Genomic DNA, 12,186 nt, shown 5'->3' with positions numbered 1-12,186 from the left:
ATCTTCAATGCAACCTGAGTCGAGATTACTGTTCCGTGTCCCATATCACAAACGTGTGTCTGAGATGCGAAACAGTAGTTTCGATCATTTGTAGCAGAACTGACGAACATTGGGAATAATGCCCATTGACAAAAATGATGAAGAACGGCTATCCTACTCTGGTAGAACAAAATTTCGTTATGGATGGTAGGAACGATGGCAGGTAAGACACCACGAGTAGAGTCGGAATTCCTGATTGTACCCACGGATAATCGGGCGCCCGTGCGTATAGGATCGCGACAATGGTATTCCTGGCTGTCCGCAGAAGAAAATACCTCGTTTTTCTTTACCCACGAAGCTGGCTCGTTTACCGCACGCAAAGAACAGAAGAAACGCGGTGGACTTTACTGGATCGCGTATCGGAGCAGAGAAGGCAAACTGAGCAAGACATACCTCGGTCGCAGCGAAAACCTGACCGCTGAGCGACTGCGTGATGTGGCCTCACGCCTGACGCAACAGAAAGCGGGCATGGATAAGCATGCTTTCCACACCAGCTTGCTCAAGACAGCCAGATTGGCACCGCCATCACTGTCCCAGCGTGGCTCCAAATTGCTTGAACGTGTAGACTTACTGGATCGACTGGATGAGAGCCTGCGCGTCAAACTCACTCTGGTAACTGCCCCGGCGGGTTTTGGAAAAACCGTCCTGCTAAGCATGTGGTACGAACGGTGCCAACGTCAACGAGGCAAAGCGCAATCCATTGGCTGGGTTTCGCTCGACGAACGGGACAATGATCCGGTCCGTTATTGGAGCGTGCTCTGGCGTGCCCTACGGAAAAATAATGGCAGCGACAACGCGGCTGCCCCTATCTCTTCGACGCCACATATGTCCATCGAAAACTTGCTGACTGTTGTTCTGACTGGGCGACACCGCAACATACTCATTATTGATGACTATCACTTGATCTCCGATTCCCACATTCACGAAGGCATGGCATATCTGCTGGCACATTTGCCTCCTGACCTGCATCTTATCGTTTCCAGCCGGAGCGAACCCCCCTGGGCACTGGCAAGAGAGAGGATGTATGGCGAGCTGTGCGAAGTGCGCGCCAGCGATCTCAGGCTGACAGGCGCGGAGATTGAGCGCTTTCTGGCAAACATGGTCGGCATCACCCTCTCTGGTGATGAGCAAGAATTGCTGGAACAGCGCACCGAAGGTTGGATCGCGGGTCTGTATCTTGTCGGGCGAGCGTTGCAAGACCAGCAGGAAACGAAGGCTGTGCTGACGCAGTTTGGTGGGAACCAGCGTACCCTCTTCAATTATTTTGCTGAAGAGGTTTTTGTCCGGCAACCGCAAGAGATACAGCACTTTTTACTTTCCACGGCGCCGCTTGCGGTCTGGACCATGGAACTCTGCGCGGCTGTCTTGCAGAAAGACGAGTGCGAAGTCAGAAAGATTCTCATGGCGTTGGAGCGTGAGAACGTCTTTCTCATCTCTCTAGACGAACGGCAGGGCAGCTATCGCTATCATGCTCTCTTTGCGGAATATCTGCAAGAAAAGCTCACTCAGAGCAGTCCAGAAGTAAGCGCAGCCATCCAGCGGCGGGCGGCTACATGGTATGAGCAGCAGGGAATGTATGAGGAAGCCATCGAGTATGCACTGGCTGCCCGCGATGTTCAGGAAGCCGGCTACCTCATTGAGCGGATTGGAGAAGAGATTATATGGAAGAGGGGAGAGGTAGGACGATTGCTGGCGTGGATGCGGCAGTTACCGGAAGCCATCTGCGTGGAGAACTCCTACCTGCAATTGCTCTACGCCTGGGCGCTCCTCTTGAGTGGACAAGAAAACATCAAGCGAGTAGAAGCGTTAGTAACAACCATCGAAAGCCGACTGGCAGCGCCTGATACGCGGATCTCACGCGGCGATATCGCCGCCTTGCGCGCCCGCATCGCCGCCTTTCACAATGACGTTTCACAGGTTATCCTCTTAGGACAGGCAGCGTTGCAGGAATTGCCCCAGGAGCGGGCCCTGCTGCGCGCGGACGTCTCCTTTTCGGTGGGAGGACTGCATAAGAATCTGGATGAATGCTACCGCCAGCTCTCGGAGGCGCTACACATCAGTCTGGCTCTGGGAAACCTGCGTACCGCTATGTTTGCCAGCCGCTACCTGGCTCAGATATGTATCAAGCAGGGGAGGCTGAGTGAGGCCGAAGCTATCCTGCGTCAGGCTCTACACAACTCAGGAGCGCATGGTGAGTGGGCGCGCGTGCCAGCTACGGGCGTCATTCATATTGGATTGGCGGAGCTTTACTACGAACGCAACGAAGTGGATACAGCTTTGCGCCATGCCCTGTTGGGAGTGCAGTTGGGGGAGCATAGCGGAGAAATTAAAGTCATCCTATCGGGTTCCTGTATCCTGGCTCATATCTTCGCCGTTAAGGGGGAGATCGAGCGAGGGTGGCAGGAAGTGCATAAGGCTAATCAGATTGCGACGATGGGCAGAGTTCCCTGGTTGCGGGAATATATCGCTGCCAGCACCATCCACCTGGCCTTGCAACAGGGAGACAATGTCGCGGCACAACGAGCACTGTGCGCTATTGGTATCGATGTTACGGCAGGAACCGAACAGGTCCCGCCACTAGAGCAGGCCATTGAACGCTTGCTGCTGGCACGTTTCTGGTTGGCAGAAAAACAACACCATGCCGCTGCCACACTACTGGTTCCGCTGATCGACGACGTGCGTGCGTGGAAACATATCAACATTCTGCTCGCCGCGCAGACATTGCAGGCCATAGCCCTCTATGGGATGCGAATGCAACAGCAGGCCGCTCAGATCATGAGCGAGACGTTGTCGATAGCGCAACAGCAGGGATGGTTGCGTATGTTTCTTGATATCGGAACGCCACTACAGAACATGCTGGAGCAGATAGAGATCGCTGGTAGTGGCCGGGGATATGCGCGAAGATTGCTAGAAGCCTTTGAAAAAAGCGATCCTGTGGAAAAGAATAAGGCGGGATTAAGTGAGCGGGAAGTTGAGGTGTTGCACCTGCTGGCGGCTGGCCTCTCGAATCAAGAGATTGCGGATGCGCTGGTGGTAGCAGTGAGCACCGTGAAAGCGCATGTCCGGCATGTATGTCAAAAGCTGAATGTACGTAATCGGCTACAAGCCGTGGCACAGGCGCGCACGCGAGGACTGCTATGAAGGTCTGAGAGGAACAGACCATCTAGATCTGAGCTCGAAAAATGCGAGAAGTGAGAAATAGTAGCTCATCATTTACCGGGATTGTGTAAGAACTAGTAATAAAAGGGCATGTTGACCAGACAGATGATATTTGTCTATTCTCTTCATGGAAACATCCGCTTCTTTTCATTCGTGTAGTTAAGAGGGTTCTTTCAACACGGATGAGGCAATGAAACAAGTTGGCAAGAAGCCTATCCTTTCTGAGGTAGGCAATGAAGGTCAATGAGAAACAACAAAAGCATCTCCAAACAGACCACCATTACCTGTGGTGGCATTCTCCTTTGCTTGGCTATCCTTTTGCTATTCTCTTTGCCGCTGCTGCATTTTTGATTCCAATCTCTGAGCGATCTTTGGGTATTCACGATTTTTTTGTTGAGCCGCCGTTTGTCATTGCAACGCTTCTGATTGGGTGGTTCTGGGGCATCGGCCCGGCACTCCTGGCTTTGCTTCTTGAGGTACTTGCTGTAGATTACTGGATTGTCCCTCCTTTAGGAGTTATTGATTTTTTCCTCTGGCCCGATATTGTTTCATTTGCGCCGTTTATTTTCATCCAACTTATCGTCATGACTCTGGTCATTGTCCAGAAAAACTACCGGCAACGGCTTCTCCATGCCAGTCAGGCAGCGTCTCAACATGCTGAGGAATTGGCTGAGAGCAATGCCCGACTCCAACAAGCAGATCGAGTCAAGGATCAGTTTCTTTCGATGGCCTCCCACGAACTGAGGACGCCAGTCACCCGTATTCAGGGGTCTATACAATTGCTCCAGCGCCGCTTGAAGAGGCAAAGCGTACGGCTTCCTATGCGTGGCTCTCTGGACGAGGTGGATAGACAAATCCAGCAGCTCACGAACCTGATAAATGATTTGCTTGATATCAATACGTTGCGTTCAGGGAAGATACCAGTACGTCTGGCTCCCTGCGATCTGCCTTGTCTGTGTCAGCAAGTTATCGAAGAACAACAACCGCAAATAGATCGTTCGATTGATCTGCGGCTGCCTGCTGATCCTGTGGTCGTGCAAGTTGACCATGGACGGTTCTCTCAGGTCGTGAGCAATCTGGTCACCAATGCCCTCAAATATTCCCCTGCGAATACGCCTATACGCGTGGAGATAAGCCAGAGACCAGGAGAGGTCATCCTTGCGGTTTACAATGAGAGTCCTGTGCTTTCCAAAGAACAGCAGAAGACGCTTTTTGAACCATTCTATCGCAGCCCTGAAGCGCGATCCTCTGCGGTACCCGGATGGGGGCTGGGACTTGCCATTTGTAAAGAAATTGTTATGCAGCATAGTGGGCACATCTGGGTAGAGTCTTCGGAGGAAAAAGGTACGATCTTCTTTGTCGCCTTGCCTCTTCCAACGGGTTCGGAAAGGGAATAGCCCAAAGAGGAGCAGCTCTGGCCTGAATAAGAATCGCACTAAAACCTTCTTCCTGCCCCGTCCAGGCCGCCCGCAAGCCATATCCCAATGTTGGCGGTTTCGGAGTGGCTGGCGCCTTTATTCTGTCCTGGCTGCCTGAAGGAATGCTTTGAGCAGCGGGTGAACTAGCTGGCGAAACGCAGAGCGCTCCGGTTGAAAGAGCGTCCCAATAAAGAAGGGATGCTGCTCGATCTCGACGATGCGCGCGTCCCCATCGTGATCCACTCCGGTTACATGCATTCCACCTTGCTCAAGTGCTGGCCAGAATTGTGCGTTAGGACCATAATTACAGGTACCATATTGTTCCGTAACTTCATTCGTTCCGTAAATAGTCGCAACGTGCGAGCCTGGCGTTAGCACACTGGTCGTGATCAGCGCGGTACGCGAGCAGGCCAGCGGGATAATCAGTTGCATGGGAGCATCTGGATTCACTTCAGCATTATCTGCCTCAAGCAGCCCCAGAACGTTCCTGGCATATTCAATGATCATATATTGGCAGCCACCACACGTTCCCAGGGTAGGAATATGCTGCTCTCGCGCATATCTGATCGCCTGGAGCGCTCCATCCATACTGGCGTAGGGAGTGTTAGGAACAAACCAGAGCGCGTTATAGCGAGCCAGCGTTTGCGCGGCTTCCTGTTCTAGTTGCGTGGTTGCGATCCACGTTGCCTCGAACGGAGCGTCCAGATCACGCGAAGCGAGCTCAAGCGCCTGGGGAATTGCAATGTGAGACTCCACCTCTGGTTTAAATTCACCGATCAGCCCGATATGTATCATCGTTTTTGTTCAGCCCTTTCGCAATAATTTGAACATACTATCATCCATAAGTACCGATTGTATCATTCCGGCTAACGGGATACACCGTTCATTCGAACGATGTGCCTGTGCTCATTTTCTGTTATACTGGAAGACCCGGCAGCAAAAATAATAGATGAATGATATATGCCAGTAGCAGCTGCTTCAATGAAAGACTGCGAAAAATTGTTATGGATTTTATATAGTGATAGATGGGATTTTCATTGGAAGGGCGCAGATTTTAAATTTTATTTACAATTGCCTGTACCTTTATTGAGATTTTTCCTCTATACTTGGCTCATAAAAGGAATTCGCTCCTCCTTCCATGTATGCTGTCTTCCATATATATGCTGCATTACACTGGATAACCCACATCCTAAAAGGAAAAAACGCGAAGGGATTCCCCAATTTAAGGAGATAGATAGGCCATGGCAGATATCGCTGATGCTTCAACAGTATCGCCAATAGATATGATGTCGCCTCAGAGCAAAACAGGGATGCCACATCTCTGGAACCGTATCGCGCTGGCGGCGGTTTTATTGCTCTCTGTGTTTATGGATTTTTTTCAACTCGGCCAGAATGGCTATGGTAACACTTATTATGCCGCGGGCGTGCGCAGTATGGCGGATAGCTGGCATAATTTCTTTTTTGTTTCCTTCGATCCAGCTGGCTTTGTGACGATCGATAAGCCGCCGCTGGGTTTCTGGCTACAGACGCTCAGTGCTAAGATCTTTGGCTTTACGCCGTTCAGCATTTTCTTGCCGCAGGCATTGTGCGGTGTGCTGGCGGTCTGGCTGCTCTATGCATTGGTGAAGCGCCACTTTGGGGCGGTCGCGGGCCTGCTGGCCGGACTGGCTCTGGCCGTAACGCCAATCAGCGTGGTGACCAATCGCAATAATACGATCGATGGCACGCTGGCTCTGGCTCTGTTGCTGGCGGCCTGGGCGCTGATCCATGCCGCTGAAAGCGGTAAGCTGCGCTGGCTGGTGTTGAGCGCTGTTTTTGTTGGTATTGGCTTCAATGTCAAGATGGCCGAGGCGTACCTGGTGGTGCCGGCACTGGGACTGACCTATCTGCTGTGTGCGCCGCGTCCACTCTGGACGCGCATCTGGCACCTGGCGCTGGCTTTGCTGGTGGTGCTGTTACTCTCGCTCTCCTGGGCCCTTGCGGTGGACCTGACGCCGGCTGCGCAGCGTCCCTATGTTGGCTCGACTCAGAATAATTCGGAGCTGAGCCTGGCATTTGGCTACAATGGTCTGAACCGCTTGCGTATTGGTGGCAATAACAGTTTCGGTGGCCGTAATCGCAATGGCGACTTTAATCCCAATACGCAACGCCGCAATACGACCGGAAGCGGCCAGAATAGTACGACCGCTCAGCAGACTCCTTTTCCGGGCGGCGGTAACAACAATGGTGGTACCGGTTCTGGTAATAATGGTGCTGGTGGTGGTAATGGCTTTGGCGGAAATGGCGCCGGTGGTGGCAACGGTAATGCCGCTCGCCAGTTCCAGAGAGGTGGGGCAGGTGGGTTTCAAACGGGCGCGGCCGGTCCTTTCCGCCTCTTTGGGACCACACTAGGTGGGCAGATTGGCTGGTTGCTGCCGCTCGCTCTGGTGGCGATGGTGGCCCTGGCTGTACAGCGTCGCTGGCGCTTCCAGGTTGATCATCAGCAGCTGGCCCTGGTGCTCTGGGGAATGTGGCTGCTGGCGATGGCGATCTTCTTTTCGGTGGATGGCTCTTTCCATCAATATTATATGACCGAGATGTCGCCTGGATTGAGCGCCATGGTTGGTATCGGGGTGGTTGTAATGTGGCATGCTTATCGTGGCCGCAGTTGGAGCGGCTGGCTGTTACCGATCGCGCTGGGACTGACGGCGGTGGTGCAGCTGTATATGCTGGCCAGCTACCCCTCCTGGGCCCGGTGGTTAAGCCCTATCATCGGTGTACTGGCCGTTCTAGGCATAGGCATCCTGGTCCTGGTGCGTCTGCAGCCTCGTCTGAACCTCGGCCTATCGGTTCCGCGCATCGCGGGCAGCGCGGTTGCTATTGGCCTGCTCGCTCTATTGATTGCACCCACCATCTGGTCTGGCTACTCGGTATTGCGCAACACCGAGTCATCTTTCCCGATTGCTGGACCCAATGCCCAGGTTGATCTTGCCTTCCTGGGTGCGGCCGGTAACAATGCTGCCGCACGCACGGCCCGCAATAATCTGGCCAATGCGTTTCAGGGTGGTTTTGGAGGGGGTGGTAACGCGGATCCGGCCTTGATCTCATACCTTGAGGCTCACCAGGGCAACACAAAGTTCCTGGTCGCCACTTCGAGCTCTAATACTGCCGACTCGATTATTCTGTCCACCAACAAGCCGGTGATGGCTCTTGGCGGTTTCAGTGGCGGCGATCCTATCCTGACCACCAGCGATCTACAGAACTTGATCCACAACGGGACCGTGCGCTACTTCTGGCTTGGATCGACGCGTGGTGGTCAGTTTAATATCAATCAGCTGCCGGAGCAGTTCCGCCAGTTCTTTAATGGAGCGGGTGGCTTTGGTCGTCAGAATCAGGCTACCACCTGGGTGACCAGCCATTGTAGCGTCGTAGCCGCTAGCTCATGGCAATCGAGCAGCTCTAATAACCAGGGAGGCAACCAGCTTTATGATTGCGCCACCCCGCAATCGTAATTGATGTAAGCGTCCCGATTCTACAGAAGCGAAAGGAGCGGCAGGTCAGAGTGGCCCTGCCGCCCTTTCGCTTCTATTGTTATCGCCCTCCGCCGATCTCCAGGATGGTCCCTGTGGTGTAGGAAGCTGCCGGAGACAGCAGCCATATCACTCCCTCTGCCACTTCGTTCGCTGTGCCCGCTCGCTGCATAGGAATGGACGGCGCCATCCTTGCCGGACGATCAGGCGCGCCATTTGTGGCATGTAGGTCGGTTTCAATAAGTCCGGGTGCGACGGCATTGACACGAATGCCTTCATGGGCAACCTCGCGCGCCAGGCCGATGGTGAAGCTATCAATCGCACCTTTGGAAGCCGCGTAATGAACCCATTCACCCGCGCCACCAGTGCGCGCCGCAAGCGAGGAAATATTGACAATCGCTCCACCCGTTCCACCATGGCGCAGGGACATTCTCCGCACGGCTTCTCGTGCGCATAAAATCGTCCCGACGACGTTGACTGCAAGCATTCGTGTGATGGCCTCTGCTTGTACCTGCTCGACACGAGCAAAGCCACCTGTGATTCCCGCATTGTTTACGAGCCCTTGAATTGGTCCCAACTCTTGCTCGGCCGTTTCAAAGAGGCGCATAACATCCTCTTCTCGAGCGACATCTCCTTGAATGGCGATGGCCTGACCGCCAGCGGCAACGATCTGAGAAACGACTTCCCGGGCAGCGTCTTCTCCGCTGGTAAAGTTTACTGCAACTGGGACCCCATGTGCACCGGCTAGTTTGGCCACAGCAGCTCCAATACCACGGCTTGCCCCGGTTACGATGAGGGTTCCAGACTTCTTTTCTTTGTTCCAGACAACCATAAGTAATTTCTCCTGCGACTAATATGATAAGAGGAGCTCTGTCAAAGTGACTAAAGAGGCGCATGCCCGTATGCGCAAACTGCTCGCGCGTGGCCAGCGCGAGCAGTTGCAAGAGTTGAAGAAGTTGCCAGACTACGACTGTTGAGCGATGGTGTCTGGCACGTGATTGTCTTCATCCAGCGGCGCCTGGTGGCGCGCAACCTGGACCGCGTAAATGGCGAAGAAGCCCATGACGATCGATAGTCCAGCGGCAATCGCGAAGGTGATCTGCGGGGTGATCCAGGGCGCGGCAGCGGCCTGGGCCAGGGGCGCGATGAGCAGCGCCAGCGAGATGGCTGTGCTGCGTATGCCCATGACCTGGGCGCGATTCTGATCACTGGTCGCATGCAGGTAGACGGTTCCTAGCGCCGGCATTAAGAGCGCACTGCCGATACCTGTGATGGCGGCCGTTACGATCAGGAGTGCATATTGATGCAAAAAGAGCATACCTAGATTGAGTGCCGCGCTCAGCAGACAGCCAAGTGTCACGAGCAATCTTTTCGACCCCTTATCGCTGAGGCGTCCTAGAACCAGCGGGAACAGGGCCACGGCCAGGCCGTAAGCGCTGATAATCAAGCCATACTGGGCTGGACTATAGTGAAGCGTATCTTTGAAAAAGAAGGGATATTGGGGCAGCGAAAAGGGATAGACAAACATTGACCCCAGGTCCAGCAGCAGCAATGGCGCAAAGAGCAATGCCAGGCTCGTAAGTCTCGGCGTGTTCGCATCCTGCCGCTTGATGCCTTTCCGTTTATTGTCCCTGTTCGCTTGCGCCTCCAGACGTACCTGTTCCGGTAGCGTTTCTGGCAGCAAGGTCAGGGCTAGCAGCGACGCGATCAGGGCACAGCCTGCCGAGAGCAAGAAAGGACTTCTAAAGCCCCAGGATTGATAGAGCACGCCGCCAATCGCGGGTCCCAGTGCCAGACCACCGGCCTGAGCCGTAGTCATAAAGCCTATCCAGCGTCCCTGCCTATCCAGCGGAATCGCATCGCCGACCATGGCCATGGAGGCCGGCATGAAGCCTGCTACAAAGGTGCCTTCCATGAAGCGGATAATAATGAACAGCGGCGCCGTATTAACATAGGCCAGTAGCAGGTTGGTAACTACGAAACCGATCAGCGCAAACAAGACCATTGGCTTACGACCAAAACGATTGGCCAGTACTCCAAGCGGTGTGCTGAAAAGGAACGTTCCTAGCCCGAAGGCTCCCTCCATTAAGGCCAGTGTTTCAGCTCCCAGTCCTAGCGCCTCCAGACGCTGTGGAAACACTGGCACGATGATACCAAAGCCAGTCATAATCAAAGCCAGGCTGGCCGGGAGAAAGGCCAGGGCCTTCGAGACGCGTCTTTTCTTGATGGGTGGAGAACTAATTGCTATTGCATCTCCTAGCAACTCTTCTCGTATTTCAGATATTTTTGTTGGATCTGACGATGCCATCTATATATATTCCATTCTGCGTATTTATATATCTACCAGCACAACGTAACTGTTTAGGAGATTTAGTATAAAAAGCAATAAGCCGTACAGGCTATGTTCTCTGCACACAGGGCATGCTTACGCCTTTATATCTTTGAATATTGAGCTACTTCCTTTCTTCATCAGAACTAGCGGAGGCATGCCGTGCTCAACGCGTCTTTGCCAGTCAGCGCGCTTGCTCCTTTTCGCGGACATGAAGAGAATCCATGCATGTCCGTTTGTGTATGATAACACGCTGCGCAGCCAAAAATTTCTCGAATCTTGCTTATTTGCAAATAAGTATGCTAAGAGCATACCCGAAAGCCATCGGGTTCGCGCCTTCAAGCTGAGGCAAGGAGGAGAAGGTGTTTTATTTGTTGGTGCAACACGGGGTCGCACAACGACCGTGTTGCACCAACAAATAAAATAGTGTCTTACTCCCTTCTCGAAGGGAGTAAGACACTCTCTGAAAAGAGTAGTCGGTCATCCGTCACTGTCATGAGCCGGGCTATAAACGCTACTACAGGAACCGCGCAAAACCTATTACATCACCTACGCCTCCTCCTGCCACACCCACCGCAACCGCAGCCCCCACCGCAGCCCCTACTGCAGGGCTCACCGCAGTAAGCACCGCAGCTTCCCGTGCAGTAAGCACTGCAGTAATCACCGCAGTAAGCAGCGCAGCTTCCCGTGCAGTAAGCACCGCAGCGGTTCCCCTCGCAGTAAGCACCGCAGACACAAGCGCAGTCAAAGTTCTGTTTGCTAATGGCACCGCCTTGAATGCCAAACTCCAGAATAGCGACTTCTTCCAGGTTTTTGTCGGTCAGATCGATGAAATCGACAAATTTTTCAGAAAGCTTTACAGCTTTTGTTTGGTTGTCATCATTCATGACTGGCGCCCCTTCCTCTGTTGTGTTCCTTGTGGATTCGGGTATGACGTAGTTTGTCACCATCCCTGGCATGCTTCTCATCGCGTGTTGGTTGGAAGTGGACATCTACACAATAAACTACATAAGAAATATAGACACAGGAGTTTGGAAGAATGAAAACAATGATGACTTATTTGTAAATTCATGGCATATATAGTGTAATATTATACTATACACAATGGCATATAAATAAAAGTAAGTCAATGTGATTCTGCCTCCATCAGCGTCGCGCGTATTAGAATGGGTCTGAAGCCCATCCCTATGGGAAACACAGCACCCCCGTACGGGCGGGCGCATACGCGCCCGAGTTTTTAAGAGAGAGTCTTACTCCCATCATGATGGGAGTAAGACTCTCTCTTAAAAGAGTAGTCGGTCATCCGTCACTGCCCTGACCCGGGCTATAAACGCTACTACAGGCATCACCGCCAAACCTACTCCATCACCTACTCCTACCGCAGCTAGGGCAGGCACTAGGGCAGCCGCACGCGCAACCACTGCAACGCCCGCAATTCCCACCACCACCGCAACCCCCACCATAATCAATGCAACCGCAACCGCAACCGCAACCACTGCAGCTCCCACCACTGCAAGCGCAACCGCAACCGCAACCGCAACCCCCACCTCGACGGCAACCCCCACCGCAGTTAGCGCAGCCCCCACCCCCACTGCAGTTAGCGCAGCCCCCACCCCCACCGCAGTTAGCGCAGTCCACACCGCCTTGAATGCCAAACTCCAGAATAGCGACCTCTTCCAGGTTTTCGTCGGTCAGATCGATGAAATCGACAAATTTTTCAGAAAGCTTTAGA

At 53.3% G+C, this 12,186-nt stretch carries 8 protein-coding genes; 3 read left to right on the top strand and 5 right to left on the bottom strand.

Annotated features, from left to right (window positions below):
- The first annotated feature begins 195 nt into the window (after positions 1 to 195).
- Together JMI88_RS13730 and JMI88_RS13725 are read left to right on the top strand one after the other, a co-directional pair.
- On the top strand, positions 196 to 3,180 hold the full coding sequence (locus JMI88_RS13730; RefSeq protein ID WP_201362434.1) for a winged helix-turn-helix domain-containing protein: 2,985 nt from the start codon (positions 196 to 198) through the stop codon (positions 3,178 to 3,180).
- A 251-nt stretch (positions 3,181 to 3,431) separates the two neighbouring features.
- Entirely contained in the window at positions 3,432 to 4,595 is a 1,164-nt protein-coding gene (locus tag JMI88_RS13725) for a sensor histidine kinase (protein WP_201362433.1), read from the top strand.
- 117 nt (positions 4,596 to 4,712) lie between these two features.
- Here JMI88_RS13725 and JMI88_RS13720 read toward each other — a convergent pair whose 3' ends face one another.
- On the bottom strand, positions 4,713 to 5,411 hold the full coding sequence (locus JMI88_RS13720; RefSeq protein WP_201362432.1) for a CTP synthase C-terminal region-related (seleno)protein: 699 nt from the start codon (positions 5,409 to 5,411) through the stop codon (positions 4,713 to 4,715).
- Between the two features lie 446 nt (positions 5,412 to 5,857).
- On the opposite strand from JMI88_RS13720, the gene JMI88_RS13715 reads away from it, so the two are divergent.
- Positions 5,858 to 8,107 carry a glycosyltransferase family 39 protein gene (locus JMI88_RS13715; protein WP_201362431.1) on the top strand — a complete coding sequence of 750 codons (2,250 nt, stop codon included), beginning with the start codon at positions 5,858 to 5,860 and terminating at the stop codon, positions 8,105 to 8,107.
- A gap of 79 nt (positions 8,108 to 8,186) precedes the next feature.
- Here the strand turns inward: JMI88_RS13715 and JMI88_RS13710 are convergent, their stop codons facing one another.
- The 4 genes from JMI88_RS13710 to JMI88_RS13695 form a co-directional block, all read right to left on the bottom strand.
- Positions 8,187 to 8,957, bottom strand: coding sequence for an SDR family oxidoreductase (locus tag JMI88_RS13710; RefSeq protein ID WP_201362430.1), 771 nt, complete (start codon positions 8,955 to 8,957; stop codon positions 8,187 to 8,189).
- 132 nt (positions 8,958 to 9,089) lie between these two features.
- The gene (locus tag JMI88_RS13705) at positions 9,090 to 10,433 is read right to left on the bottom strand and encodes an MFS transporter (protein WP_201362429.1); all 1,344 of its coding nucleotides are present in this window, start codon (positions 10,431 to 10,433) and stop codon (positions 9,090 to 9,092) included.
- Between the two features lie 538 nt (positions 10,434 to 10,971).
- Positions 10,972 to 11,154 (bottom strand): hypothetical protein, encoded by a 183-nt coding sequence (locus tag JMI88_RS13700; RefSeq protein WP_201362428.1) that lies wholly within the window; start codon positions 11,152 to 11,154, stop codon positions 10,972 to 10,974.
- Between the two features lie 583 nt (positions 11,155 to 11,737).
- Positions 11,738 to 12,001 (bottom strand): hypothetical protein, encoded by a 264-nt coding sequence (locus JMI88_RS13695; RefSeq protein ID WP_201362427.1) that lies wholly within the window; start codon positions 11,999 to 12,001, stop codon positions 11,738 to 11,740.
- Positions 12,002 to 12,186 lie beyond the last annotated feature (185 nt).

The organism is Dictyobacter formicarum (genome assembly GCF_016587435.1).
Note: the sequence above shows the minus strand (reverse complement) of the source record. Positions and strands in the feature narration are given on the sequence as shown.

What these genes read in the sequence shown, in the direction of transcription:
- JMI88_RS13730 (WP_201362434.1), top strand. Translation starts at nt 196, where the DNA reads ATGGCAGGTAAGACACCACGAGTAGAGTCGGAATTCCTGATTGTACCC.
- JMI88_RS13725 (WP_201362433.1), top strand. Translation starts at nt 3,432, where the DNA reads ATGAAGGTCAATGAGAAACAACAAAAGCATCTCCAAACAGACCACCAT.
- JMI88_RS13720 (WP_201362432.1), bottom strand. Translation starts at nt 5,411, where the DNA reads ATGATACATATCGGGCTGATCGGTGAATTTAAACCAGAGGTGGAGTCT.
- JMI88_RS13715 (WP_201362431.1), top strand. Translation starts at nt 5,858, where the DNA reads ATGGCAGATATCGCTGATGCTTCAACAGTATCGCCAATAGATATGATG.
- JMI88_RS13710 (WP_201362430.1), bottom strand. Translation starts at nt 8,957, where the DNA reads ATGGTTGTCTGGAACAAAGAAAAGAAGTCTGGAACCCTCATCGTAACC.
- JMI88_RS13705 (WP_201362429.1), bottom strand. Translation starts at nt 10,433, where the DNA reads ATGGCATCGTCAGATCCAACAAAAATATCTGAAATACGAGAAGAGTTG.